General features: G+C 69.1%; 21 protein-coding genes. 7 read left to right on the top strand and 14 right to left on the bottom strand.

Features of this window, described 5'->3' with window-relative positions; translation table 11 throughout:
• Nucleotides 1-18 precede the first annotated feature (18 nt).
• The 5 genes from KALB_RS20320 to KALB_RS20305 all read right to left on the bottom strand — a co-directional run bounded on the left by KALB_RS20320 (nt 19) and on the right by KALB_RS20305 (nt 5,144).
• Nucleotides 19-390, bottom strand: coding sequence for a hypothetical protein (locus KALB_RS20320; protein ID WP_025357552.1), 372 nt, complete (start codon nt 388-390; stop codon nt 19-21).
• A 119-nt stretch (nt 391-509) separates the two neighbouring features.
• Nucleotides 510-752 (bottom strand): hypothetical protein, encoded by a 243-nt coding sequence (locus KALB_RS46590; protein ID WP_148309543.1) that lies wholly within the window; start codon nt 750-752, stop codon nt 510-512.
• 1,266 nt (nt 753-2,018) lie between these two features.
• Nucleotides 2,019-2,669 (bottom strand): TOPRIM nucleotidyl transferase/hydrolase domain-containing protein, encoded by a 651-nt coding sequence (locus KALB_RS20315; protein ID WP_025357551.1) that lies wholly within the window; start codon nt 2,667-2,669, stop codon nt 2,019-2,021.
• Nucleotides 2,670-2,806: 137 nt separating this feature from the next.
• Nucleotides 2,807-3,847 (bottom strand): ArsR/SmtB family transcription factor, encoded by a 1,041-nt coding sequence (locus KALB_RS20310; protein ID WP_025357550.1) that lies wholly within the window; start codon nt 3,845-3,847, stop codon nt 2,807-2,809.
• A gap of 352 nt (nt 3,848-4,199) precedes the next feature.
• Entirely contained in the window at nt 4,200-5,144 is a 945-nt protein-coding gene (locus KALB_RS20305; RefSeq protein WP_025357549.1) for a hypothetical protein, read from the bottom strand.
• Between the two features lie 268 nt (nt 5,145-5,412).
• Between KALB_RS20305 and KALB_RS47640 the strand changes: the two genes are divergently transcribed.
• On the top strand, nt 5,413-5,553 hold the full coding sequence (locus KALB_RS47640; RefSeq protein ID WP_158510777.1) for a hypothetical protein: 141 nt from the start codon (nt 5,413-5,415) through the stop codon (nt 5,551-5,553).
• Between the two features lie 77 nt (nt 5,554-5,630).
• Here KALB_RS47640 and KALB_RS44055 read toward each other — a convergent pair whose 3' ends face one another.
• The 3 genes from KALB_RS44055 to KALB_RS20290 form a co-directional block, all read right to left on the bottom strand.
• The gene (locus KALB_RS44055; protein WP_025357548.1) at nt 5,631-6,590 is read right to left on the bottom strand and encodes an LGFP repeat-containing protein; all 960 of its coding nucleotides are present in this window, start codon (nt 6,588-6,590) and stop codon (nt 5,631-5,633) included.
• Nucleotides 6,591-6,784: 194 nt separating this feature from the next.
• Entirely contained in the window at nt 6,785-7,447 is a 663-nt protein-coding gene (locus KALB_RS20295) for an SGNH/GDSL hydrolase family protein (RefSeq protein ID WP_025357547.1), read from the bottom strand.
• Nucleotides 7,448-7,481: 34 nt separating this feature from the next.
• Nucleotides 7,482-9,008 carry an FAD-dependent oxidoreductase gene (locus KALB_RS20290; RefSeq protein WP_025357546.1) on the bottom strand — a complete coding sequence of 509 codons (1,527 nt, stop codon included), beginning with the start codon at nt 9,006-9,008 and terminating at the stop codon, nt 7,482-7,484.
• 181 nt (nt 9,009-9,189) lie between these two features.
• Here KALB_RS20290 and KALB_RS20285 point away from each other — a divergent pair, with 181 nt between their 5' ends.
• The gene (locus KALB_RS20285; protein WP_236650297.1) at nt 9,190-12,393 is read left to right on the top strand and encodes an AfsR/SARP family transcriptional regulator; all 3,204 of its coding nucleotides are present in this window, start codon (nt 9,190-9,192) and stop codon (nt 12,391-12,393) included.
• Nucleotides 12,394-12,564: 171 nt separating this feature from the next.
• Here KALB_RS20285 and KALB_RS20280 read toward each other — a convergent pair whose 3' ends face one another.
• On the bottom strand, nt 12,565-13,008 hold the full coding sequence (locus KALB_RS20280; RefSeq protein ID WP_025357544.1) for a hypothetical protein: 444 nt from the start codon (nt 13,006-13,008) through the stop codon (nt 12,565-12,567).
• 442 nt (nt 13,009-13,450) lie between these two features.
• On the opposite strand from KALB_RS20280, the gene KALB_RS20275 reads away from it, so the two are divergent.
• Together KALB_RS20275 and KALB_RS45450 are read left to right on the top strand one after the other, a co-directional pair.
• Nucleotides 13,451-14,650, top strand: a complete 1,200-nt coding sequence (locus KALB_RS20275) for an MFS transporter (protein ID WP_025357543.1) — start codon at nt 13,451-13,453, stop codon at nt 14,648-14,650.
• Between the two features lie 360 nt (nt 14,651-15,010).
• The gene (locus KALB_RS45450) at nt 15,011-15,295 is read left to right on the top strand and encodes a transposase (RefSeq protein ID WP_201772016.1); all 285 of its coding nucleotides are present in this window, start codon (nt 15,011-15,013) and stop codon (nt 15,293-15,295) included.
• A gap of 11 nt (nt 15,296-15,306) precedes the next feature.
• Here KALB_RS45450 and KALB_RS20270 read toward each other — a convergent pair whose 3' ends face one another.
• A complete protein-coding gene (locus KALB_RS20270; RefSeq protein WP_025357542.1) occupies nt 15,307-16,557 on the bottom strand; it encodes an FAD-dependent oxidoreductase in 1,251 nt (416 codons plus the stop codon).
• An 89-nt stretch (nt 16,558-16,646) separates the two neighbouring features.
• Between KALB_RS20270 and KALB_RS20265 the strand changes: the two genes are divergently transcribed.
• Nucleotides 16,647-17,237 (top strand): TetR/AcrR family transcriptional regulator C-terminal domain-containing protein, encoded by a 591-nt coding sequence (locus tag KALB_RS20265; protein WP_025357541.1) that lies wholly within the window; start codon nt 16,647-16,649, stop codon nt 17,235-17,237.
• Between the two features lie 12 nt (nt 17,238-17,249).
• On the opposite strand, the gene KALB_RS20260 is transcribed toward KALB_RS20265, so the two are convergent.
• Together KALB_RS20260 and KALB_RS20255 are read right to left on the bottom strand one after the other, a co-directional pair.
• A complete protein-coding gene (locus KALB_RS20260; RefSeq protein ID WP_236650296.1) occupies nt 17,250-17,717 on the bottom strand; it encodes a TetR/AcrR family transcriptional regulator in 468 nt (155 codons plus the stop codon).
• Nucleotides 17,718-17,742: 25 nt separating this feature from the next.
• Entirely contained in the window at nt 17,743-20,535 is a 2,793-nt protein-coding gene (locus KALB_RS20255) for a helix-turn-helix transcriptional regulator (protein ID WP_025357540.1), read from the bottom strand.
• Nucleotides 20,536-20,704: 169 nt separating this feature from the next.
• Here KALB_RS20255 and KALB_RS20250 point away from each other — a divergent pair, with 169 nt between their 5' ends.
• Both KALB_RS20250 and KALB_RS20245 read left to right on the top strand, forming a co-directional pair.
• A complete protein-coding gene (locus KALB_RS20250; protein WP_025357539.1) occupies nt 20,705-21,619 on the top strand; it encodes an MBL fold metallo-hydrolase in 915 nt (304 codons plus the stop codon).
• Nucleotides 21,620-21,640: 21 nt separating this feature from the next.
• Nucleotides 21,641-23,131 carry a carboxylesterase/lipase family protein gene (locus KALB_RS20245; protein ID WP_025357538.1) on the top strand — a complete coding sequence of 497 codons (1,491 nt, stop codon included), beginning with the start codon at nt 21,641-21,643 and terminating at the stop codon, nt 23,129-23,131.
• A 52-nt stretch (nt 23,132-23,183) separates the two neighbouring features.
• Here KALB_RS20245 and KALB_RS20240 read toward each other — a convergent pair whose 3' ends face one another.
• Nucleotides 23,184-24,035 (bottom strand): oxidoreductase, encoded by an 852-nt coding sequence (locus KALB_RS20240; RefSeq protein WP_030107673.1) that lies wholly within the window; start codon nt 24,033-24,035, stop codon nt 23,184-23,186.
• A 163-nt stretch (nt 24,036-24,198) separates the two neighbouring features.
• Nucleotides 24,199-25,632, bottom strand: a complete 1,434-nt coding sequence (locus KALB_RS20235; protein ID WP_025357536.1) for an amidase — start codon at nt 25,630-25,632, stop codon at nt 24,199-24,201.
• Between the last annotated feature and the right edge of the window lies 1 nt (nt 25,633).

Raw genomic sequence — 25,633 nt, 5'->3', positions numbered from 1 at the left:
CCGCGGTGTCAATGCCACCTATACATGCAGATCGGATTCGATGCGCTTGAGGTGATGCCGAGCCAATGCGAGGTTCGCCGAGTCTCTTTCCAGCACCAGGTACAGGAACAGTGAACTTCTGGACTTCACGTTGTCCAGCAGCCGGACCAGGTGGTACTGACGGTGCAACGTGATCAGAATATCTTCGATGCTGTCATTGAGCGCGAGCGCGGACATCACCCGGAGCTCCGACCGAACGACCTCGGTGTTGCCGGCCGCCGCGATCTCCAGGTTCAGCCAGTCACCTCCGCCACTGGCGCCGAGCGACATTCCGCTTTCATAGTCAACCAGCGCAACACCGATAGCGCCGGCGATGGACATGGCTTCCTTCAATGCCGTATCGATGTTCATCATCAAACGTCACTTCCTTCAATCAACTGGCGGTCGAGGCGGCGCGGCAAAACACGCCACACCTCGACCGCGTACTGATACATCTCGGCGCAGACAGCGCCATCGACGAGAGCGAAGAATCAAAGACGAACACATGCGCGATGCTCTCCCGCCACCCCACACGCGGGCACCACACATTCCCGGTAAAACGACGAGGAAAACAGAGGCGAGGCAAGTGCGTCCAGCAGGCGTGATGTTCCCCGTAGCAGGGCCGGGGCGACGTCGTCCGCTGCGGACGGCAGCACATCGATGAATTCGACGACGACGTGTTCATTGATGTCGCCGGCTGCGGTGGCGAACGTCCCGTCCCGCACTGCCGCCACGGCAAGGATCTGAAGTTCGGTGGACGCGACGGTACCGCGGATGACAAGCGCCGCTTGACGGGGCCGCGTCCTGACGCTCGCTCGCAGACCTTGTTCTGCTCCCCCTCACCGATCCTGCCCGAGCGCAGCAGCAGCGTCTCCGCTCCGGGCGAGCCGGGGCCGTACTCCGCCAAAGCGTGTGCCAGGGCATCGAATGTGGCTCGATAGTCGCGTCTCAGAGGGCCCTCCGCGCAAACTCGAGGTCTACAGAACGGGGACATCCAGCGAACTGGTCATTTAATCGCGTTTACCCTTTCATCGAAAAAGCTACCACGAGCGTTACTTCCCATCTGCGCATTACACGATCGGGTGAACAATTCAGTTCGGGTAACACATTCACGACTGACTTGTCGCCGACTACCTACCTCAGACACAACCTGAATACTTCTGATTTGCCGTGAACCGCGAGTCTGGTGTCAGACAACCAACGGACATGGCGAGGCGCCACAACGCTCGACCGACGGGTCGGGCCAAAACTCCATGTCAGAAGCCTGGGGCAGTGCCCCCAGATCGGGGGGCGGGTTCCACCCAACAAACGACGAGAGGCCCATACTCGCATTTTCCAGCGAGCATCGGTCCCTTAGACTCGAGTGGAGCCGAAATGAGAGATCGCGCCAGAAGAACCGGACCGAGACCCCACGTAAACAATCAATGGGACCGTCATGACGTCGGCTCCATCGTTCGTGCGGTGAGCTGGTCCGGCACCGAGTGCCTCCACGTGCAGCAGGGTGTGGTCATGGCCTGGCAGAGCGTCCCGATCATCCGCGGTTGGCGCTCACGGTGGCCAGCGGCGCGGCCCGTAGCGAACGTGCGGTGGTCTCGATGCTGTCGCGCAGCACCGCCGCGAACTCGCCTGTCATCTCCACACCCCTTGCTGCCAACAGACGCGCAGGCATCCGCCGACGCGACCGCCCGATGATCCCAAGACTTAAAGAATTTCGCAAGTACCGAGTTGTGCGGAACGTATCACAGCAGCGAGGTGGGGACGTCGACGGGTGGGTCGCGCATGCCGAAAACCGCATCCGCACAGGTCAAGCGGCATCTCAACCCATCGATGACTCCGCCGGGACAGGTCAGGCGGACTGCATGCTCAGCCGCCGTAAACGATCAGCAGGCTGTACGCAGCGGGGACCGCCTCGCCCTTGCATCGCGACTGGCCGGTCGGTGGCCGAGGTGGAGGCCGCGCTGCGGCCCTCACACCGTCGCTGGCGCCTGCCGCACCAGGCGTCAGACCGCGGAGAGCAGGGCGTCCAGCGGCTGCGGCATCTGGTCAAGGTTGATCGTCTCGGTCAGCAGGCGGGCGTAGCGGAGCTTGCGCTGCGAGCCTGCACCGAGGAAGCGCCGCAACTGCGCCGCCTCGTCCTTTCCCCGCCACGCGGGCTGCCGCTGGATGGTGCGGAACGCCCCGAGATCCCCGTGCGCGGCGAGGACTTCCATGACCTGTGCGGGTCCGGCGGTGCGGATGAGCTCATCCTCCAAGTCCTCGACACAGACGAAGAAGCCCAGTCGCTCCAGGTCGGCGCGCGAGCTGGGCGTCCCGAGGCCGGCCGTAGCTAGGCCCCGCTGGACGATGTGTGCCTCGCCGGCGTCGCAGAGCCCGGCGAGGCGTGCACCGGTCCCCTCAGGGCCGAATCGCCGCAGGTAACGTGCGACGCCATGGGCTCCGCCGACGGGCAGGACCACGATGCCCTCGGCCGCCAGATCCCGGCCACGCCGCCCGGCGAGAGTCTCGACGGCGATCTGGTCGCTCACCCCCTCGACAAGCACAACGACACGGGCGCTTTCCGCCCGAGCCAGCGCCACAGCCGTCGCCTCGGTCGCCGCCGCTGGCCCGGTCACGTAACCGGCGAGGAGATCCTTGCCGCCGTCCGCCCGCATTGCTCCACTGTCAACCATGACCGCTGGCAGGCGCTACTCGGTTTCGCGGGAGGCAGCACAGCCGTTTGCCCTGCCCACCGCAAGAAGGCTGAGTCGGGAACCAGCTGACACAGCGGAAGTACGGTGAACAGCCCTCATCATGTTTCCGGTAGCCGCCCGGGGTGCCAGACGGCCGAGGGCGATCGCGAGCCGCCGCTTCTTCGTTCGTGGCAGGCATCCAGCAGCTTTTCGCCGAGCTCGGTCACGATGTGGCGCATGAGGTTGCCGCGACGGACACTGCAGATCAGGCCAGCGTGGCGCAGCACGGTGGCGTGCTTGCTCGCGGCGGCGGGTGAGGCATGAATGCACTCGGCCAGGTCCGTGGTGGAGCGCGGCACGCGCAGTGCCCGCAGGACCTGCGCTCGGGTACCGCCGAGGAGACTGGCCAGTGCTGCCGGATCCTCGGCTGGGGCGGCGGCGTCGGTGATGGGGTAGACCAGCACGGGTGGGAGCTCGGGGTCGATGAAGGCCACCGGAGCGCCCCAGCAGAAGTACGAGGGAATGAGCGTCAAGCCGCGCCCGCCCAACTGGATCTCGCGATCAACGAGGTAGTCGGCGTGCAGGACGGGCGGGACCCACCAAATGCACTCCGACAGGTTGTTGAGCAGCCCCTCGATGCCCTTGGCTGCGATGTCCTGAGACCGCAGGGTCCGGTCGTTGCGGACCACTCGGTCGATGCCGGACCAGTGCGGGGCCAGGACCAGGTCGTGGTACCAGGACATCGCGTCTCCCAATGCGTGCACCGCGTCAAGATCGCCGGTGCCGAGCCGGCAGACCTCGGCTGATGGCTGTCGGCCGAGGTAGGGCGACGTCAGTTCGACGGCCAGCCGGCTGACCGGGGTGCTGAGCACGGTGTCCAGTGAGGTGGTGAAGTCGTCGGTGTCCTGGTACGGCGTGAGGAAGTCCGGGAAGGATCCCCGTGCCGGTGTCAGTTCGGTGAGCAGCGTGAGGTGATGGCGGCTGTGAGGATGGTGGTTCAGGCGTTCGAGCGCCGAGGTTCGCCACAGACTGTGGCGGGCCGGGATGTGGCGGTGCTGGATGACATGCAGGCTGAGCACCAGCTCCCAGGTTGGGTGTGGGTGGGTGGCGATGCGGGTACGTGCCAGATCGCCGGCGGTGAAATGCAGCCGCAGCGCCATGATGATCCCTCGGTTCGCCTCCGTGTCGCGTTGTGGCCACCGAGTTTTCCACCTCGTTCAATACTGTGGACCGCCGATCGGCGCAACAGCACTCTGGTGTCACTGGTCCCGACGTGATGAGGGGTACGCCGGGGCCGAATGTGATAGTGGATCACTTTCGTCATGCTGCTGGTCCCGACGCGTCGAGGGGGCGCCGGGGCCGCATACGACAGGGAATCACTTTCATCACGTGTCTGGTTCCGGCACTCCGAGGAGGCTGCCGGAACCAGACACGACAATGACGCATTTCGGCCATACGCCCGTGATGCAGCAGGGCACTGGGCAGGACGTAACTGGTTGACCGCAGGATCGCTTATCGACCTGGTCTTCCTGACTCGACCGCGGTGACGAGCCGCAGGCCTGCCAGGAGAGTACTGCGCACCTCCTGCAGGTACACGGCGGTAGACCAGATCCGGCCCCCGACCTTCGGCGGTGCGCCGATGGTTTCGACGCACAACTCGTGCGGCAGACCCAACACGCGAACAGCGTCGAAGTGCTGGTACGTCGCGTACAGGTGCGTGGTCACCACCAACAGTCGTGCTTTCGGGGGGAACGCCAGCACGCTTGCTGCCTGCTGGTAGGTGTCGGCGGTATTGGCCACGCGTTGCTCGGGCTGGCTGCTGCGAGCAGCGAACACGTGCATCTCAGGGTGACCGGTTCGCCGAGCGTGCAGCTGAGCCAAACGCGGCGCTGATGCCCGATCACCGTCGAGCTCGATGGTCCACGCCCGTTCGGACGGGAACTCCCGCGTGGCGAGCTCAAGCAACAGGTCAACTTCGGTCGTGGCGTTCGGCGCGAACTCAGCCGCCACGGCGAATTCCGCCTCCCGCAGGTCGCGGAACGATCCGAGCAAGCAGATGCCCCCTGTCTCGATATGGGCTTCCGTCAGTAGCCTGGACAGGTGCTCGGTTCGTCTGCGGCAGCCCGCTGCCAGGCCGCCGAGGACGAACACCCAGTCGTAGTGCGCCTCCGCCGGTAGTGCGTGGTCGCAGAGGCCGAGCTGCTCGACCGCCACCATGGCGCGCTCGCTGTCGAAGCCGCCGCCGTCCTGGATGTCCAGCCGACTGGCTCCCTGGCGGCGGTCCCACACAGCCGAGAACTCGACCAATGTCGCCAGCACCTCCGGCAGCTCGCCCCCTGGCCAGGTGCCCCCGAACTGCTCGACCAACCCGCGCAGCGCCGGGTTTCTGACGAACTCGCGCACGCGGCTGACTGGGTCGTCGCCTGGGACGAACCTCAGTGGCCGGGGCGCGATCATCGAGAACTCCTCCAAACTGGCGGCTGCTTACCTCGTGGACGTGGTATAGCAGCACAGTGCGGCACGCCCTTGACCGGCCCGGCAGGTCGGTTGGTGCGAGAGCGGGCCGCGCCATGAACCTCACAATCGTCGACATCTGCTCACCACGACACCCAACCCACTATGAGGCAACCCGCCGCTCAGCCTGACGGGCGGTACCGGTCGGGTGATCGCCCTTGTCCCAGTACTGGACGCCCAGGCTCACGAGTGCGTTGGCGTGGTGGTAGCAGTGGCTGTGGTTGGTGGGTTCGGCGCGCTCGGCGCCACCCTGTTCGCGGGCGGTCTCCTGCTGGCCCTGGGCGGCGGTGTGCTCCTAGTGGTCCGCGCTCAGCGCAGGCCACCAACAGCCTGGATCCAGCCACCCGCGTGACCCACTTGGCCATGGACGCGGCATCAGCGCAGGCCAGCCCGATGGCTGAGCCAGACTCGGTGCGACTGTCGATTCGGTCAGCGGTAGTCCTGGATGGCGTCGTCCCAGACGATTTCTCCTCGCTCGAACACCTGATGATAGGCGCGGCCGTCCTCGACCTCGTCGGCGACCGGGTAGCCATAGTCACCGGCCTCCGCGCCGTGCCGCTGCCACTTCTCGTAGATCTTGAGCATTACCGCATGTGCTCCGTTCGAGCGCGCGGGGTGAGCGATGATCGTTCCGCCCTGGAAGTCCTGGTGCCGGCCGGCGCCGTCTGAGGTGGCCTGCACGTCGCTGACGGGATAGCCGAGCGGTCCCGTCTCGTTTTTCCTCGCTGCCCAGGTCGCGAAGAACTCGTCGGAGATCGGGTGCGCTCCGTGGGAACGCTGCGGGTGCCAGTACAGCTGGCCGTGCTGAAATTTCTGGCGGCGGCCATCCTGGTCCGGGTTGCGCTCCTCGTCGCCTGTCGGGAATCCGAGTTGTCCGATCTCTGCCTGCAGCGCAGCCCACTTCAGGCCGATCTCGCCCAAGATGGTGTGCGCGCCGGTGTCCTGGCTCCAGTAGATCCTGTCGGAGTACCGCGTGTCGGGGGTGTCGAAGACCGCGAACTGGCCACGGCCGTCCGCGGTGGCGGTCACGGGCCCCAGCGGGCAGCCAAGTGTGGCATCTTTACGCGCCCGTTCCTGTAGGTACTTCTCCAGAATCGGCCCGTGGGCCAGCCACGGCCCACCGCACGACCGGCGCTGCCCGTCTGCCAGTGCCGCCGGCGCGGGGATGGCGGTGTCGCTGCTGACGGTCAGCGCCACGATGACGGTGGCGGCGGCGATGAGCAGTGTCCTCTTCATGCCGGGGGTTAGCCCGGTGTGGAAGTTGACGCCGCCGTACACGTCGCGGGCCTGCATCACCGGGCCGGTCACGTGGGCGGCTACGTTTTTGTGGACCTGCGGTGCACTGCCGGGCACGGGTTCGTTCGGCCGTTGCGGCTGGTTCACCGCCACCCCCGATCATGTTGGGCGCCAGGCGTCCAGGGTCCTCCAGGGGAACCCTCAGTGCGCCGAATACACCGGAGTTCACCCGTCCGCATCAGATCTGTCTGTTGCCCATGGAGATCGTCGACGTGTCGAGGTTCAAACCCATGTCGGAACAGGAGTCGATGGCAGCGGGACAACCTTCACTGACACCAGGCAACGCCTCAGGCGACCAGGCGCAGCCAAGCCGCCGCGAGGGCGGCGTGACCGGCCGGTGTCGGGTGCACGCCGTCCGCGGCCCAGTACTCCGGCCCGGTCGTCACGGCGAGTTCGGCGAACATGTCGTCGGCGGCGAGCAGGTGCGCGCCGTACTTGCGGGCGAGCTCGTGCACGGCCTGGATTTTCGGGTCCAGGTCGGCGCGCCACTCCTTCCGCTCAGTCTCGCCAACGTGCGTGTCGACGACCTGGATCAGGACGCGGATCGGCAGGAGGAACGGCTCGATGAGGATCAGCTCCGTGCCCGCCTCGGCCAGCGGCGCGAGCAGGCGGTCGTAACCTGCGGCGTAGTCCTCAGCGGGGATCACGTAGCCGTCCGGGTCGTACGTGTGCCAGCCCATGTCATTGACGCCGACGAGGATCGACACCACGTCCGGGCGCGCGTCGAGCACGTCCGCCTGCCAGCGGGCTTCGAGGTCCATCACCTTGTGGCCAGCGATCCCGGTGTTCAGCCAGGTCACGGCCCGGTCCGGGTGCTGGAGTCCCCACTCGCCCGCGATGCGCAGCGGGTAGCCGAACCCGAGGCCGTCCTCGCTCTCCAACCGCTGGCAGTCGGTGATCGAATCGCCGGTGAACATCACGGTGGTTCCCGGGCGAAGAGTGATCGTCATGTGTGCTCCTGGAACTCGATTACGGGGTAGCTGTTCAGATCTGGATTTCCGGGCTGCCAAACCATTGGCTGACGGCCCGCTCGAACCCGTCACGATCAGGGTTGCGATCACCAGCCCAGGCGATTACGCCGTCAGGTCGGACAAGCACGGCGCCCAATCCGAGGTCGTTTCGCGCCGGCCCTGCCGCGTACCGCATCCGGCTCTCCCAGCCCATCGTTGAATCGCGCAGGTATCGGTCGGTGCTGAAATCGAGCGCGACGCCTCGTCCGTCCTGCAACAGCTCGCCGAGGCGAGTGCCGTCCTCAAGGCGGAGGTCCGGGGCGTTGCGGCCGACCAGTGGCTGCTCGCTGCCGAGGTCGTAGCGGATCGACAATCCCGACACCTTGTCGAACACGTGGGTCGTTCCGTCACGGGTCCAGAGCAGCTCGCGAATCACTCCTTGGAGCGCCTGCGCATGCGAGTCCGGCCTCATCACCAACGCCTGGGCGCGCGTCCAATCGAGCACCCAAGCGCCGATCGGATGCCGCTCGCGGGTATAGGTGTCGAGAAGCCCGTCCGGCGCGTGCCCGCGCGCGGTCGCCGCGAGCTTCCACCCCAGGTTCAAGGCGTCGCCAATGCCGAGGTTGAGTCCCTGTCCGCCAAGGGGAGAGTGGATGTGCGCGGCGTCGCCCGCGAGCAGGACGCGCCCAAGCCGGTAGGTCGTCGTCTGCATCGCCCGATCGGTGAAGCTCGAGGCGAGGTGGACCTCGCTCAGCGTCACGTCGGTGCCGGAGACACGGCGTAGCACCGCCTGGAGGTGGTCGCGGGTCGGCTGCTGCGAGCGATCGAACGCGCCGCCGTCGAAGTCCATCATGCCGAGGTGCCCCTCGGTGAACAGCCGGAGATACATCCCCGTCGGCGTCAGGTTGAACCCGGGGTTCAGCTTGTCGAGATCGGGGGCAGTGGCGAGCATGACGTAGCCGGTGAACAGCGGCTCGGTGCCGACGAACTCGAAGCCCGCGAGCTTGCGCACCGCGCTGCGTCCGCCATCGCAGCCGACGAGCCAGCGCGCCGCGTACTCGTGCTCGCCGGCGTATGCGACCACGCTCGCATCGTCCTGCGCGATGGCGTCCACCGTGACGCCGCGCCTGATCTCCACGCCGAGCTTGGCAGCCCGCTCGGACAGCACCGTCTCGACCGCTTCGAGGTTCGTCTGCACGCCGTCCATCGCGGGGCTGGGCAGCCGAAACGGCAGGGCGGCGAGGTCAACCTTGGCAGGATCGAGCACCATGCCGGCGAAGTGGCCCACGCCCAGAGGAGGTGACGGCTCGTCCGCATCGGGGTTCGGGCCGGGATCCTCGCTGACGCCCGACGCCGTCAGCAGTGGGTCCAGCATCCCGCGGCGGTAGAACGCCTCGACCGACCCGGCGGACAGGCCCCGCATCCCGAGCGGGTCCGCCCGCCACGGGGAGCCGGGCTCCGGCTCCCGCTCGAGCACCAGGACAGAGCAGCCCGCGAGGCCGAGTTCGCAGGCAAGGAACAGACCGACCGGGCCAGCGCCCACGATCACCACGTCATGCACGAGAAATCCCCTTCCGAAGTCGCGCCAAGATTGCTGCGGGCCGCTCACACGGGGCACACATGGCGCTGACACGGGGATGCACCGGCGCTGCCCTGATGTGGGGACCCGACGGTGCGTACGCGAAGATCGTGGAATGGACGGGGGTGCGCGGCTTTGCGTCACGCTGCTCGGTGCCTTTCAGGTGGCACGCGGTGACGCCGCACTGCCCGTCCCGGGCGCGCGGTTGCAGGGGCTGGTCGCACGACTGGCGCTGACAGGCGGGCGCGCGGTCGACCAGAGCGTCCTGATCGACGCGATCTGGGCCGAGGACCCGCCGGCCGACCCCGCCCACGCCTTGCAGGCTCTCGTCTCGCGGCTGCGCCGGACCCTCGGCTCGGCCAGCGACGTCGCGCAGGTCGCGGGCGGCTACCGGCTGGCCGTGGACGCGGCCGACGTGGACGCACTGCGGTTCGAGCAGCTTGCCGCCGCCGGCCGTGACCGCCTGCGCGCCGGTGACCCGAACGCCGCGGCAGCCGTGCCCGGCGAGGCCGTGGCGCTGTGGGGCGACCGCCCCGGCGCCGAGCCCGCGGGCGTCGCCGCGGTGGCGCCCGCCACCGCCACCCGGCTGGTCCACGCCTCGATCGAGGCCGTCACCGACCTCGCTGACGCCGAGCTGACGCTGGGCCGTGCCGACGCGGCCGCCGCCCGCCTGACCGCACTGCTCGCCGAGCACCCCGTCCACGAGCGGGCGGCCGCGCTGCTCATGGACGCGCTCGCCGCCCAAGGTCGCCAGGCCGAGGCCCTGGCCCTGTACGAGCGGGTCCGCGAAACCCTGGCCGACGACCTCGGCACCGACCCGGGCACCGCCCTGCGCGAGCGCCACCTGAGCCTGCTGCGCGCCGACCGGCCCGCCCCGGACGTCGCGCGGCTCAGCCCGAGCAACCTGCCCGCGCCGCTGACCAGCTTCGTCGGGCGCGACGACGACCTCGCTCGGATAGACACGCTGCTCGCCGCCGGGCGCCTGGTCACGGTGCTCGGTCCCGGCGGCGCCGGCAAGACCCGGCTCGCCGTGGAGGCCGCCCGCCGCCACCGCCACGAGTACCGCGACGGCGCCTGGATGATCGACCTCGCCTCGGTCACCGAGCCGGCCAAGGTCGGCGCGGCCGTGCTCGCCGGGATCGGGCTGCGCGGCGGCGCGAGGTTCGAGGCCCCGATACGCCTCGATGGCGACGAGTTCCATGTGCTCGTCGACCAGCTCGGCGGCCGGGAGAGCCTGCTGCTGGTCGACAACTGCGAGCACCTGATCGACGCCGTGGCCCACCTGGTCGCGGCGCTGCTGTCCCACTGCTCCGGGCTGCGTGTGCTCGCCACCAGCCGTGAACCCCTCGCGGTCGACGGCGAGGCGTTGGTGCCGCTCGGCCCGCTCGCGCTGCCCGGCCCGGACGACGACGTCGAGCAGGCCCGGCGGGCGGCCTCGCTACGCCTGTTCACCGAGCGGGCCGCGGCCGTGCGCCCCGGCTTCGAGGTCGACGAGGCGACGCTGCCCGAGGTCCGGCGGGTGGTCCGCAGCCTGGACGGGATGCCGCTGGCACTGGAGCTGGCCGCGGCCCGGCTGCGGACGCTGTCGCTGCCCGAGCTCGCCGATGGGCTCTCCGACCGGTTTCGGCTGCTCACCACGGGTAGCCGCACCGCGCTGCCCCGGCACCGCACGCTGCGCGCGGTCATCGCCTGGAGCTGGGACCTGCTGAGCGAGCACGAGCGCACGGTCGCCGAACGCGTCTCGCCCCTGCCCGGCGGCGTCACGCTGGCCTCGGCCACCGCGGTCTGCGCCGGTACCGCGGTGCCGGCCGCTGAGATCCCCGAGTTGCTCGCCGCTCTGGTCGACCGGTCGCTGTTGCAGCTCGCGCCCGACCCGGGCCGCTACCGCATGCTGGAGACGCTGCGCGAGTACGGCACCGACCGCCTGGCCGATACCGGCGACCTCGGCACCGTCCGCGACCTGGCCGCCGGGTACTTCGCCGAGTTGATGGCCCGGTACGACCCGCAGTTGCGCGGGTCCGGCCAGCTGGCGGCCATGCGGGTCATCAGCGCCGAGTACGACAACGCGCTGGCCGCCCTGCGCTGGCGATGCGATACCGGCGACGCCACCGGCGCGGTCGCCCTCGCCCTGGACCTGACCTGGTACTGGGTGATGTTGGGCCGGCAATCCGACGCGGCCTACTGGCTGGGCGAGGCGCTGGCGGTGCCTGGCGGCGAGCCCACGCCCGACCGCGACTGCGCCCGCGCGCTCTACCTGCTCAACCGGGCCGACATCCGGCCGGGCATGACCGCCAAGGACGCCGCCGAGGACCGGGCCGAGATACGCGAGCTGGCCGACCGACTGCTCGCGTACCCGGCGCTGCCGGGGCGGGCCAGCGCGCTCGCCGCGCTACCGCTCGCGATCCTGCGGGAGGAGGAGACCGCGCTCGTGATCATCCAGCGGCTGGTCGACGGCGACGACGTTTGGCTGTCCGGGTTGGCCCGCGTGTTCCGGGCCCAGATCGCCGAGAACGCGGGCGAGCTGGACGAGGTGCGCACCGACGTGGAGGCGGCGCTGGCCTGCTTCCGGCAGACCGACGACCGCTGGGGCCAGGCCACCACCCTGCCGATGCGCGCTCAGCTGCGGAGGTACGAGGACCTCGACGGCGCGCTGGCCGACCTGCGCGAGGCCCGGTCGCTGGCCGCCGAGTTCGGCGTGATCAGCCTCGGTGACGAGGTGTTCGTGGACCTGCGCTGGATCGACCTGTACCTGCGGCGCGGCGACACCGACCTGACGGCCGCGGCGATCGGCTCGGCCCGGGAGCGGGCGCTGCGCGCGAACTCGCAGCACATGCTGGTCATGGTCGACACGTGGGAGGCCGTCTTCTGGCTGCGGCTCGGCGACCTGGACCGGGCGCGGGAACTGCTCGACGGCGCCGAACGGGGTCTGCACGAGGACACCACGTTCCCCGGCGACCACGCGCGGACGCTGCTCGGCAGCGTGCGGACTTCGCTATGCCTGGAGTTGGGCGACCTGGCCGGCGCGGACGAGGCGCTGGAACAGGCGTACGCGGCGGCGCTACAGACCAGGGACCTGCCGATCCTGTCGCTGGTGGCGGTGAATGCGGCCGCGCTCGCCGAGGCGCACGGGTGCCATCATGAGTCGGCCGTCCTGCTCGGCGCCGCCTCCCGGCTGCGCGGCGCTCACGACCGCACCGATCAGCAGGTTCGCGAGCTCACCCGCCGAGGGCGGGCCGCGCTGGGCGAGGAAACCTTCGCCGCGGCGTACCGCAAGGGGTGGCAGCTGGACAGGACGACGGCCGTGACCAAAGTCGCCCCAGCTCGGCTGCTCCGGGAACTCAGGACGGCGCACCCAGTTCCCGAGTGATGCTGCTGGCGCTACGCCCAGCAGGACGGGCACCGTGTGGCAGCCACGAATGCCGAGTCGAACTCCTACCCGCAGCGGACCCGGGTGCTGTTGCCGGACCCCGCGGACACTGGCCCCACCGTTCGGGTTCCCGTTCCAGCGGCGGCACACAGCACCCGGTCCCTGGGCGAGTCAGTTGGTGCATTCCTGGTGTGCCAAGGCCAACTCGAACACGGTCACCTTCCCGGCCGGGTCCAGGTTGAAGCGGTACACCGCGCGGGCGTTGCCGGGCACCGAGGCGTGCGCGCCGTTGGTGTTGACCACCAAGTCCGGGTAGGCGGCCCTGACCTGAGCCTTGCTGGCGCCGATACCAATGCGCTCGGGAGTGTGCCATCCGGCGGCCGCGGCGATCTGCACAACGCCCTGGGTCGGCGAGACGTAGACACCCACCGAATCAGCGCCGGTGGCGTGCCCGACGATGTCGTGCCCGGTGCATCCGGCCGGGTCGGAGGCGACCGGCTTGGCCGGCGACAACACGCCACTGGCCAGCGCGGCCGAGCGGCTCATCCCCAGTTTCAGCGCGCCGTACCCGTCCGGACCGAGCACACTCGTGTCCGCGGCGCCCGTTCGCGACATCGCACTCGACCCCACCCCAGCTGCGGGCGCCGTGGTCCGCGTTTCCGTGGCCGACGGTGATGCCGCCGAAGCGCCCGGTGTGGGCTGCTGCGCGGCGGTCGAGCACGCCGACAGCACCACCCCGCACACCGCGGCCAGACACGCCGTCCCCCTGATCCCCCTTCGACGGCCTCCCCTGGCCGCCTCCCCCACTACCGCCACCGCGTACTCCGTTCGTTGATCACCGTTGTCTGCCAGCAAGACGCGTCACCCGAGGCGAGGTTGCCTCACCGGCCGCCAGGTTGTCGCCCGCTGTCGGACACGGGTCCCGGGTGGCCGCACCCGGGCCACGGCTACGGGCGAGGGTGTCGGTGTCGAAATGCCATGAGCCCCTGCGTGACAACCCTTTCGCGTGTCGGCGAAACAGTGAACACGGCCCCGGGCCGCTCCGAGAATTCGACGCATGCGCAGCTACCGCTCCCTGTTCCGCACCCCGGAGTTCACCCCGTTCCTGCTCTCCTTCGCCGCTTCTGCCGCAGCCCAGACGATCAGCGGCCTGGCCCTCGGCACGCTGGTCTTCCGGGCCACCGGCTCCCCCCTCCTGTCGGCGGTGAGCATGTTCGGCCCGCAGCTGGCACAGTTGATGGGGGCCACGTTCCTGCTCTCGGGCGCCGACCGTCTGCCCCCGCGCGCGATCCTGTCCGGCCTCGCCCTTGCCTTCGCGGCCGGTACGGCGGTGCTGGCGCTGCCTGGTCTGCCGGTCTGGGCGGTTTTCGCCGTCCTACTCTTCCAGGGCCTGGTCGCGTCGCTGGGCAGCGGAGTGCGTGGGGGCCTGCTGAACGAGATCCTGTCCAAGGATGGCTACGTCCTTGGCCGTTCGGTGTACAACATGCTCTGGGGCCTGACGCAGATGGCCGGTTTCGCGACGGGCGGCGCACTGTTGGCTCTCCTGTCCCCACAGACCTGCCTGCTCCTCGCGGCGGCGCTGTACGTGCTGGCGGCCCTGGGCACCCGCCTGGGCCTCACGGCCCGCCCACCGCGCTCCGCCGGCCGCCCGTCCGTGTCGGCGACCTGGCGCACCAACGCCTTCCTGTGGTCCTCACGCACCCGCCGCCTGACGTACCTGGGCCTGTGGGTCCCCAACGGCCTGATCGTCGGCAGCGATTCGCTCTACGTCTCCTACGCGCCTCACGCCGCCGGCATGCTGTACGCGTTCGGGGCGCTGGGCATGTTCGTGGGCGACATGGCGGTGGGCCGCCTGGTACCGCCCGCGGTGCGCCCCCGTCTCGCGACCCCGCTGCGTCTGCTGCTGGCGGTTCCCTACCTGTTCTTCGTCCTGCGGCCGGGAGTGGAGCTGTCAGCCGTGGCCGTCACCGTGGCCTCCGTCGGCTTCGCCGCGACCCTGGTCCTCCAGGAACGCCTGATGTCCCTCACCCCCGACGACCTCGCGGGCCAAGCACTCGGCCTGCACGCCACCGGCATGACCGCCCTGCAGGGCGTCGGCGCTGCCCTCGCGGGCACGCTGGCCCAACTGGCCTCTCCGGCAACGGCGATGACGCTGATCGCGGCCGGATCCGTCACCGTGACCCTGATCCTCGCGGCGCTGGGCAGGCGCGAGGCACGACAGTCGGCCATCCAGTCGGAACCCGCCGCCACGGACTAGTGCTGCGTTCCTGAATGCGGGTGGCGATTGGCCCCTGATCGTGATCCGCCAGGCCGGCTGGGGCCCCGTTGATGGGAGGAGGGCCTGGTCGCGGCCGATGAGACCGGACCGGCGTACTGGACACTGGACGCACTGACCGAAGCCGCCCGCGCGGAGGGAATCGAGATCGGCCGTAGCCAGGTGCGGCGGATCCTGCTGGCCGAGGGAGTGCGCTGGAGACGCACGCGCTCCTGGACCATCAGCAGGGATCCCGAGTTCGCCCCACAAGAACACGGATCGTCAGTCTCTACACGGATCCGACGCCCGACACCACGGTAGTCTGCGTCGACGAGCTGGGCCCAGTCATCCCCCGAGCGTTCCCTGCGGAACAGCGTTAACTACCAACGGTTTCTGCAACTGGTAGAAGACGCCGATCCCGAGGGTGAGGTCGTGATCGTCACCGACAACCTGTCCAGTCACAACAGCAAGTCCGCCCGCGAATGGCTGGTCGATCATCCCCGGATCCAGCACGCGTTCATCCCGGTCGCCGCGTGCTGGCTGAACCTTCAGCAGGGGCGGTGGCGACTGTTCCGCCGTACCGCTATTTGGGGGCGTCCGCATCCGCGGCCCCGGAAGCTGCGACGCAGGTTTGTCTACCGGCTTTGAGGAACGCAGCACTAGGCCTTGAGGGTGTGGGAGTAGTTCGGAAGCTGCCAGTCGCCGCCACGGTCTTCTTTTGCGAACCGTGCTGCCAGTTCGGGAAGCCGCAGGAACGTGGCTACCGCGCCCATGGTGCGGATGGCGTTGATTCCCAGCTTGCCTTGCGGGAACCCGAAGCGCAGCAATTTCGGGTTGACCTCGCCCTGAACGTGATCGACGAACGGTTGCAGCGTCGCGTGATACTGCGCGAACGCGGCCGGGATGTCACCCGGGTGCCGGTTGATCTCCCCGGCCAGGACGTAGGCGCCGACCAGGGCGGCGGAGGTGCCCATGCCGCTGTAGGGGGAGCCGCAGTATCCGGCGTCACCGACGAGCGCGACCCGGCCTTGTGACCAGGTCTCGGTCCGGACCTGGACGACCTCCTGGGAGTAGAAGAACTCGGTCTCCCACATGCCGGCGAGGAACCGCTGGGTCTGCCAGCCGGCGTCGCGGAACCGGTCAGTCCAGAACTGCTTCTGCTGCTCGACCGGTTGCCGGTGCACCGCGGTCGCTTCCTCGGAGTTCTCCCACAGCGCGAAGTAGACCTGGGTCTGGGTGGGGTTGTGGCTGCGGCGCATGATCATGCGTCCGCCGGGAGCGTTGTAGGTCTCGCGAATACTGTCATCGGTCGCGTCGCGTGGAATGAACCAGTACGCCATGTGGATGCCGACCGGCCAGTACGGGGTGGGGGCGTCGGCCGCGAGGATGTCCCGGCGGATGCGCGAGCCCTGCCCATCGGCGCCGATCAGTATGTCGAACTCCCCCGACGTGCCATCGGAGAAGTGCGCGCGGACACGGTCGCTGTCCTGCTGGAAGCTCTCGACACCCATCCCGAACACGAAGCGCACGTCATCTTTGGTTGCCCCGTGCAGGACGCGCACCAGGTCTCCGCGCATGATCTCGTACTCCGAGGTCATGGTCTGGCGGCCCTTGCCGGAAGTGTTGGCCAGCACGGTGCCCCACCGGCGGCCCCGTCCGTCCACGAACGCCACACCCGGCTCGTCGACGCGGATGCCACGCACCGTGTCGAGCAGTCCCATCCGATCGATCGCCTCGATGCCCTGTCCGCGCAGGTCGATCTGCGCGCCCGTGGCCCGCAGCACCGGGTGGCGTTCGACGACTGTGACCTGGTGACCACCTCGCACCAGCCAGTAGGCGAGCGCTTGACCGGCGATGCCACCCCCACACACGAGAACCTTCAGTGCTTTCGCGCCTGTCGTGACTGCCATGACTCCATCTCCCTTTCAGTGATAGGCGATGCGGTCAGCATCATCTATCACCGATAGGCTGTCAACCCTATCGGTGATAGAGTTCTGGGATGGCGAAGTTGGACCGCGAGACCATCGTCAACGAGGCACTCGCCCTCCTCGACGAACTCGGACTCGATGAAGTGAGCACCCGACGCCTGGCGAAACGGCTGGGGGTCGAACAGCCCTCGCTCTACTGGCACTTCCCCAGCAAAGCCGCGCTGCTCACCGCCATGGCGGACGCCGCCATGGCACCCCACGCGACAGCTCCCCTGCCCGCGCCGTCAGACGACTGGCGCGACTGGCTCCGGGAGAACTCCCGCAGCTTCCGCCGCGCGCTGCTAGCGCACCGTGACGGGGCACGGCTGCACGCAGGCACCAGTCCCCAGGGCGCAGGACTCTCCCGCGCCCTCCACAAGGTGGACTTCCTGGTCGCCGCGGGACTGTCCGAGCAGGACGCGCAGATGGCGATGCTCACCACCAGCCATTTCACCGTCGGGAGCGTGCTGGAAGAACAGGCCGGCGCCGAACACGACGGACACGCCCCGCAACTGGCCAGGCACCCCAGCCTGGACCCCGCGTCCGCGTTCGACCAAGGGCTGGCGCTGATCATCGATGGCCTGGCGCAACGCACCCACTCCGGCACAGCACGGCGCCGTTGACTCATCTCGTGTTCAAGGCGCTTCAGGCGGACGCCGCACCCAGTGCGCGCAACATGGTGTCGGTGACCCGGTCGAGGTAGTCCGGCTCGACCGGGGCCTGGCGCACCACCATCCGCCAGTAGACCAGCGCGTCCGCATGGTCCTCGCGATGCCCTCGGCCAGCTCCGGCGTGCGCGTGGCCTCGGCTACCAGGTCGGGGACGATCCGGGAGAACGGCGGTTCGGTCAACCACTCGGCGACAGCCACCACCGTGGCGTGGAGATCCCCGCGCAGCGTGCCGGTGTCCGCGACATCAGCCATCGGTACGCCGATCCCGGCGAGGACCGCCAGCACCATCTCCTGCTTGGTGCGCCACCGGCGGTACAGGGCGCTCTTGCCCGAACCGGCGCGCTTGGCCACGCCTTCCATGGACAGCCGCGCATAACCTCGTTCGACCAGCTCGGCGAGCACGGCTTCGGTGATGGCGGTAGGAAGCACCATGCAGACCAATTCACCACAAGCCGTGCTACGAGTGACCGGCCGTCGCGAGGGTGTCCTCGATGAGGTCACGCAGTTGGGACCGGGCGGTGATGCCCAGCTTCGGGAAGCTGCGGTAGAGGTGCGAGCTGACCGTGCGCGGGGAGAGGAAGAGTCTTTCGCCGATTTCGCGGTTGGTCAGCCCGCGGGCGGCGAGCCTGATGATCTGCTGCTGTTGTGGGGAGAGTGCGGCAAGCGCGTCGGGGGCCGTGTCCGTGACGTCGAGGCCGGCGGCGCGCGATTCGGCCCGGGCGCGCTCGATCCACGGGTGCGCGCCCAGGCGGCGGAAGGTCTCCAGCGCCTCAGTGAGCGGCGTCCGTGCTTCGGCGATGCGCCGACGGCGTCGCAGCCACTCGGCGAGGTCGAGCAGGATCTGTGCGCGTTCGAAGGGCCAGTGCGCCAGTACCGGGTCCGCCAGGGACGCCCGGAAGTGCGGCTCGGCGTCCTCGGGGTCCGCCAGCAGGCCACGGGCTCGGTTGATCAGCGCACGCAGGCGGGGGGAAGCGCTCTCCGCGAGCGCCCGTGCGCAACGCTCGACGATCGCGGCAGCCTCCTCACGTCTGCCACAGCGCACAGCGGCGGCGGCCAGATCCGCGACGGCCGGGTAGGAGGCGTGGTAGTGCAGGGGCGCGCCATCTGCCGTGAAGACCATGCGGAGTTGGTCGTACGCGGTCTCGTACGCACCTTCCGCGGCTGCCGCGGCGCCGAGCGCACGACGGGCATAGACGCAGACCGAGCGGCTTTCCAGCGGATCGATCAGGGCGAGCGCCTCCTCGGCCCGGGCTGCCGTCGCGTCCCCCTGGTAGGCCAGCACGGCGGCGTCCACGGTGGCCGCACAGGCCACGGCGTGGTCGAGGCCGACCGACCGGCCGACCGCGATGGTGCGGGCGCAGGCCTCGCGGGCCTGTTCCCACCTTCCTCGTTCCACATAGGCCCAGGCGACCGCGCCGCCCAGCCCCTCCGGCAGCGTTCCCTGCAACTCCCAGCTGGCGAAGGCCTCGTCGAAGGCGCGGACGGCCTGCGGGGTCTCGTCCAGGAGCCACGCCATGATCCCGACGGTGGTGAGCTGCTCCGGTCGGGCTTGCGCCTCGGCGGCCAACTGTGGGAGGAGGGAGACGAGTTCGCTCCGGTCGCCGAAAGGATCGCACACGGCCCTCACCCAGGTACGCAAGCCTGTGTATGAGGCATCCTCGGTTAGGCTCCGCAGGATGTCCTGGATGCGGTGCCGCTGGGTGTCCGCTCCGGAGTAGAAGCGGACCACGGCGGCGTGGGCCAGGAGTTCCAGCCCGGCGGCGGGCTGGCGGGCCGCCAACTCCTCGGCGGTGTCGGCCAGTCGGGAGAAGACCACGGAGTGGCGCACGGTCAGAACCGCCAGCCGTCCGGCCTGTACGGCGGCAGCGGCCAGCAGCTTCGCGTCATCCGTGCGCGCGCGTACTGCGGCGGCCAGCTCCTTGACCCAGGCGATGTCCCCGGTGAACACGGCCGCCGCAGCGGCTTCGACCAGCAGCCGGGCACTGTTCTCTCGCTGCGGTGCGAGTTCCGCGGCGCGTTGCAGGGCCTTGGCCGCCGCCGCATGGCCGCCGCGTCGGCGAGCCCGGGCGGCGGTCCGCTCCAGCTCCGCCGATACGGCCGCGTCCGGGCGCGGGCAGGCGGCGGCCAGGTGCCAGGCACGCCGATCCGGTTCGTCCCGCAGCATCGCGGCGAGCGCGAGGTGAGCCTCGCGCCGGGCACCCAAGGACGCGGCGTGATACACGGCGGACCGGACCAGTGGGTGGCGGAACCGAACGTCACGGCCAGTCCGCCGGATCAGCCGGGCCTGCTCGGCGGGCAGCCAGGCGTCGTCCTCGGCGTTCGGCAGCCCGGCAGAGGCGGCGATCGTGAAGTCGACGCTGTCCATGGCGGCCAGGAGCAGCAGGGCCCGCGCAGTGGCGGCGGGCAGGCCGTTCAGGCGAGCGGCGAAGATCCGCTCCAGGTGATCGCTGAGCGGGAGCGGACCTGCGGTCGGCAGCCCGGTGGCCGCGTCGGCGGCGGTGGCTGTCCTTGTCAGTTCCACCAGTGCCAGTGGGTTGCCGCCCGCTTGGTCAAGGATTCGCGTCCTGGTGTGGCCGGTGGGGCTTTTCGGTTGCAGGTCAAGGAGCTGATTGGCCGCGGCGTTGTCCAGCGGCCCCAGGATGAGCGTCGGTACGTGCCGGTCGAATCCCGGGAGGTGATCGCCGCCACGGGCCCCGATCAGCATCGTGACCGGTTCGCCTTCCAACCGTCTGGCTGCGAAGGACAGTGCATCCAGGGAAGCACGATCGAACCACTGCGCGTCGTCCAGCACCACGAGCACGGGACGCTGGTCGCCCAGGGCTGACAACAGGCTCAGGACGGCGACCCCGATCAGCATGAGATCGGGTGCGCTCGAATACCGGGGCATGGCCGGCCCCGTGCCGAAGGCGTCCAGTATTGCCGCGCGCTGCCTGTCGGGCAGTCTGTCCACTTCGGACAGCACCGGCCGCAGCAACTGATGCAGGGCAGAGAACGCCAGGCTCGACTCCAACTCGCTGCCCTCGGCGCGCAACACGCGAGCGCCGCCAGCTTCCGCGTGACGCACCGCACGGTCCAGCAGCGCGCTCTTCCCCGTGCCCATGTCACCGACCAGCACCGCAGCCGGGTCGGCCGAAGCCGAGTCCATCGCACGAACGAGGCGCGCCAGCTCCGCGTCCCGGCCGACGATCGGCTCCCCTGGATCCGGCTCCGGTCTCGGGACCGCACCGAGGTCGCCTGTGTGCTCGTCCACGGAGTCTCCAGGAATTGTGGCTCTTCGACCTTGGCCCACCCAGGTTACAAGCCGCCAGGCCCAGCGTGCCGGGCCGTAGGTGCAGATGCAGTCACGTTACGGATACCGCGCGCGCCGAGCCACTCGTACGGTTCCAGGGAATCCTCTTCCGCACTCCCCAGGACGCCCCATGGAACAAATCACGCTCGGCAACGTCACCATCACCCGGGTATGGGAATACTTCGGTTCCGTCGAAATGACGCCCGACGCCTTCTTCCCCGACAGCCCGAAGGAAGTCTGGAACGACGACTCCCCCTGGCTGACCCCACATTTCCTGGACTCCGAGACCAACATCGTGAATTCCGCGATCCAGACCTGGCTGCTGCGCAGCGGGGGCAAGACCATCCTGGTCGACACCGGCGTGGGAAATCACAAGGAGCGCCCGTACGCGCCGGTCTGGAGCCACCTTGAAACGGACTTCCTGGCCAATCTCGCACGCGCCGGCGTCCGACCAGAGGACGTGGACATCGTGATCAACACGCATCTCCACATCGATCACGTCGGCTGGAACACGTACCTGGACGGTCGCCACTGGGTGCCCACGTTCCCCAACGCCACCTATCTGATGCCGAAGGAGGACTTCGACTTCTGGAATCCCGAAAACGGTCACAAGCCGCTGCTCGGCCGCGGCAACCAGAACGTCTTCGAGGACAGCGTGGCCCCGGTGCACCAGGCCGGCCAGTCGCTGTTGTGGGAGAACAGCCACCAGATCGACGCCGACCTCCGCCTGGACGCGGCTCCCGGACACACCCCCGGCTCCGCAGTGCTGACCCTCACCTCCGGGACAGACCGCGCGGTGTTCGTCGGCGACATGCTGCACAGCCCTGTGCAGATCCTCGAACCCGACTCCAACAGCTGCTTCTGCGAGGACCCCGCAGGCGCACGCGCCACCCGCCGCAAGGTGCTGGGCTGGGCGGCCGACAACAACGCACTCGTGATCCCCGCGCACCTGGGCGGTCACGGCGCCGCCGAAGTGGTACGCGAGGCAGACAAGTTCGCCATCAAGGGCTGGGCCCCCTTCGCCCCGTACACCGAACAGGCCTGAGGCCCGCGGAGAGGCATCACTGTGAACCATCACCCCAACCCCATCGTGACCACGGCGCAGGGAGCCGTCCGAGGCATCCGCCAAGGTGACACCGCCGCATTCCGGAACATCCCCTACGCCGCCCCACCCCGCGGCGCCAGCCGGTTCGCGCCGCCCCAGCCGCACGAGCCGTGGGACGACGTTCGGGACGCCACCGTGCCGGGGCCCAACGCGCCGCAATCCGAGCGCAAGCTCGGCAGCGTGGACATGTCCCCCTACTTCGGCACCGGTTGGAGTCGCGGCGAGGACTACCTGACCGTCAACGTCTGGACGCCCGCCGCCGGCGGCGGTGACCTGCCTGTCATGGTGTTCGTCCACGGCGGCGGATTCGTCGCCGGATCGACGCGGTCCGCGCTGTACGACGGCTCCGCCTTCGCCCGCAACGGCGTCGTCCTCGTCACCCTCAACTACCGGCTCGGCATCGCCGGGTTCCTCGACCTCCCCGGTGCGCCCGCCAACCGCGGCCTGCTCGACGTCCTCGCCGCGTTGCACTGGGTCCAGGAGAACATCGCCGCCTTCGGCGGTGATCCGCACAACGTCACCCTCTTCGGCCAGTCGGCCGGGGCAACCATCGTCGGTGGCGTCCTGGGCACCCTCGAAGCCACGGGCCTGTTCCGCCGGGCGATCGTCCAGAGCGGCAGCGGCCTGGGGGCGTTCACCACCGAACAGGCCGCCCGCGTCACTGGGGCGGCGGCCGAGTTCCTGGGCATCGAGCCCCATGTCAACGCCTTCGCGGAGATCTCCGACGAGCGTCTCGTCGAGGCCGCCGCCCGGCTCACGGGCATGGACCTGCACACCGAGACGCACCGCGACCCGCTGATCGGCCTCAGCCCCTTCAGCCTGGTCCTCGACACGCAGCCCGCCGAGTCCGTCGCCGTCGGCCTCAGCTCCGACATCGACCTGCTCGTCGGGACCAATACCGAGGAGGGCAACCTCTACCTGGTCCCCGTGGACAAGTACGCCACCTCGACCGCCGGGGATGTCGGCGACGCGGCGGCACGCTCACACCCGAATCCAGCGCAACTCATCGAGACCTACCGGCGGGCACGCCCCGAGGCGTCATTCGGCGAGCTGCGCTCCGCCATCATGGGCGACGCGCTGTTCAGTGCGGGCAGCTGGGCACTGGTCGACGTACATGCCGCCCATCCCCAGTCCGCCACCTACGCCTACGAGTTCGCCTGGCGCTCCCAGGCTCTGCACGGAGAGCTCGGCGCCACCCACGCGGTCGAACTGCCCTTCGTCTTCGATCTCGCGCACCTCCCCCAGTTGCACGGCCCCACAGCCCTACTCGGCCCCGACAAGCCACCCGCGGATCTCGCCGCCCGCGTGCACGAGACCTGGGTGCGGTTCGCCAGGACCGGCGACCCCGGCTGGGACCCGTACGACACCGAGCGCAGGGCCACGATGCGCATCGACGCCGAGTGGACCCAGGTCGACGACCCCCGCAGCCAGGAACGACAGGTATGGAACTGACCCACGTACGCGTCCTTACGCACCCCCTGCAAGGACACCCAATGGGCTGCGCTCACAGGCCGCGATGGCCCGCCCCAGTGCCCAGGGCGTCCAGTCGGGCCACGGCCTCGGCGGGCAACGCCAACGCCGCGGCGGCGACGTTCGCCCGCAGGTGCGAGACCGACGAAGTGCCTGGGATCAAAAGGATCGCGGGAGAGCGCTGCAACAGCCAGGCCAGTGCGGTCTGCTGCGCCGTCACGCCGAGGGCGGCAGCCACCTCGTCGAGCACCGCGGACTGCAGCGGACTCCATCCGCCGAGCGGGAAGAACGGCACGAAGCCGATGCCATCGGCGGCGAGGACGTCGATCAGAGCGTCGTCGCCGCGGGCAACCAGGTTGTAGAGGTTCTGGACAAGGACGATCGGTGCGATGGAGCGGGCCTCGGCGACCTGGTCGGCGGTCACGTTCGACAGCCCGAGATGCCGTACCAAGCCCTCCTTCTGCATCTCGACCAGCTCGCCGAAAGACTCGGCAATCGATCCCGTCCCGTCGACGCGGAGGTTGACGGCGTCGAGCACGTCCAGTCCGAGGTGCTCCAGGTTCGTCTGCACCTGCTTGCGAAGGTCGTGCGGTGACGGATCCCAGCTGCCCTCCGGTCCCCGCCGGAAGCCGACCTTCGTCACGATCCGCAGGTCTTCCGGATAGGGGTGCAGGGCCTCGCGGATGATCTCGTTCGTGACCACCGGGCCGTAGTAGTCGCTCGTGTCCAGGTGCGTGATCCCCAGCTCGACGGCGGTGCGCAGGACCCGCACCGCCTCCGCGCGGTCCCGCGGCGGACCCCAGGCGTTCGGTCCGGCCAGTTGCATGGCGCCGTAGCCCATCCGGTTCAGCACCAGGTCGTCGGCAAGGGTGAGTGCGTTGTTCATGAACTCGATGCTCGGCCTCTGGGCGGCATGGCGGGAGCTACAGGCCATCCTGGTACAGCTCGTACCACGCAGCAGCAGACGCAGCGCGGTCGGAAGGCCGTAGCGGGCGCCCAGGCCGACCACCGCAGGCCGCGGCATGGACAGACTCCAGTGTCATGACAGGTCACGTCGGCAGGGCTGGAGTGCGTCGACCGGCGAAACCTGCTCCCAGGGTCCGCTCGATCGCCGATGCGACACGAAATGCGGTGGTGTCGTCATACTTGGCCGCGACGACCTGCACACCGGTCGGCACGCCATTGCGCGCCCAACCCGAAGGCACCGCGATCACCGGATTCGCGCTGCTGATGTTGAATGCCGGGGTCAGTGAGGCATCGGAGAAGTGTTCGAGAGCAACACCGTTGACCATGAGCTGAGTGTCGGTGTAGTCCTCGCCGGCCGCGAAAGCGGTGGCACCGACGGTCGGGACGATGAAGGCGTCGAAGTGGGCGAAAACAGCATCGAGGTGACCCTGGATGGCTGACTCAAGGGCACGACCGGTTTCGCCGTCCACATGCGGGGCCGTCTGCACTCCTTTGCGGGCGAATGCCAGAGCATACGGGGTGATCGTGTTCGGGTGCTGTCGGTCCAGTTCCACGAGCTCGGCGGCGAGACCACTTCCGAAGTGGGCCCACAAGGCCTGCTTGATCTCGTCGAGACGCCAGGCAATCTCGACCTCCTCGATCACGGCCCCCGCGGATTCCAAAGCCCCCACAGCGGCCCGGGTGTTGGCGCGCACCTCGAGGTCGACGGGAAAGTCGCCTGGGGTGGCGCTGAAAGCCACCCGCAGACCACGCACATCGTCCAGATGCGGCGGGATGATCGTCACTGGCGGAAGGCTGGAGGCGGGGTCTCGCGAATCCTCCCCTGCCATCACGTTCTGGAGGAGCGCGCAGTCGGCCACAGTCCTCGCCATCGGACCGTGATGAAAATACGGATCCAGTCCTGCTGGCGGGAGAACCGGATTACGGCCGTGTGGTGGCTTGAACCCGACCACTCCAGTGAACGAGGCAGGCGCGCGTAGCGATCCACCGATGTCCGATCCGGTGGCGAGCATGGCGGTGCCGGCCGCCAGGCTGGCTGCCGAGCCGCCGGACGATCCGCCCGCGGAGACGTGCGGATTCCAGGGGTTGCGCGTCACTCCCCACCGTCGAGTGTGGGACAGCGGCATGCAGCAGAACTCCGAGGTCGTGGTGCGGGCGTGCAAGATGCCGCCGGCGGCCTCGATCCGTGCGAGCACCACCGCGGTCTCCCCCGCGGGATACGACGAACGCAGCAGCGTGCCGTCGGTGACCGGGTGACCGATGATGTGCTGCTCCTCCTTGGCCGCCACAGGCAGCCCTTCGAGGGGCCTGGGTTCACCGCGTGGCCGGTACCGCGTCTCGGCGGCGGCCGCGGCCCGGAGTGCCTGTTCAAACATCTGCTCGGCGAAGGCGTTGACCGTTGGTTCAACGTGTTCCGCGCGTTCAATGATTGCGCGCATCAGCTCCACTGGGGACAGTTGCCGAGTCCGAAACAGTCGTAGCGCCTCGTTGGCGGACAGATAGTAGAGGGGTGTCATT

This window comes from Kutzneria viridogrisea DSM 43870, assembly GCF_000525635.1.
GTDB lineage: Bacteria > Actinomycetota > Actinomycetes > Mycobacteriales > Pseudonocardiaceae > Kutzneria > Kutzneria viridogrisea.
Note: the sequence above shows the minus strand (reverse complement) of the source record. Positions and strands in the feature narration are given on the sequence as shown.

Coding starts and splice junctions, on each gene's coding strand:
- KALB_RS20320 (WP_025357552.1), bottom strand. CDS start 390: ATGAACATCGATACGGCATTGAAGGAAGCCATGTCCATCGCCGGCGCT.
- KALB_RS20315 (WP_025357551.1), bottom strand. CDS start 2,669: ATGCGGGCGGACGGCGGCAAGGATCTCCTCGCCGGTTACGTGACCGGG.
- KALB_RS20310 (WP_025357550.1), bottom strand. CDS start 3,847: ATGGCGCTGCGGCTGCATTTCACCGCCGGCGATCTGGCACGTACCCGC.
- KALB_RS20305 (WP_025357549.1), bottom strand. CDS start 5,144: ATGATCGCGCCCCGGCCACTGAGGTTCGTCCCAGGCGACGACCCAGTC.
- KALB_RS20295 (WP_025357547.1), bottom strand. CDS start 7,447: ATGACGATCACTCTTCGCCCGGGAACCACCGTGATGTTCACCGGCGAT.
- KALB_RS20280 (WP_025357544.1), bottom strand. CDS start 13,008: ATGTCGCGAACGGGCGCCGCGGACACGAGTGTGCTCGGTCCGGACGGG.
- KALB_RS20275 (WP_025357543.1), top strand. CDS start 13,451: ATGCGCAGCTACCGCTCCCTGTTCCGCACCCCGGAGTTCACCCCGTTC.
- KALB_RS20270 (WP_025357542.1), bottom strand. CDS start 16,557: ATGGCAGTCACGACAGGCGCGAAAGCACTGAAGGTTCTCGTGTGTGGG.
- KALB_RS20265 (WP_025357541.1), top strand. CDS start 16,647: ATGGCGAAGTTGGACCGCGAGACCATCGTCAACGAGGCACTCGCCCTC.
- KALB_RS20260 (WP_236650296.1), bottom strand. CDS start 17,717: ATGGTGCTTCCTACCGCCATCACCGAAGCCGTGCTCGCCGAGCTGGTC.
- KALB_RS20250 (WP_025357539.1), top strand. CDS start 20,705: ATGGAACAAATCACGCTCGGCAACGTCACCATCACCCGGGTATGGGAA.
- KALB_RS20240 (WP_030107673.1), bottom strand. CDS start 24,035: ATGAACAACGCACTCACCCTTGCCGACGACCTGGTGCTGAACCGGATG.
- KALB_RS20235 (WP_025357536.1), bottom strand. CDS start 25,632: ATGACACCCCTCTACTATCTGTCCGCCAACGAGGCGCTACGACTGTTT.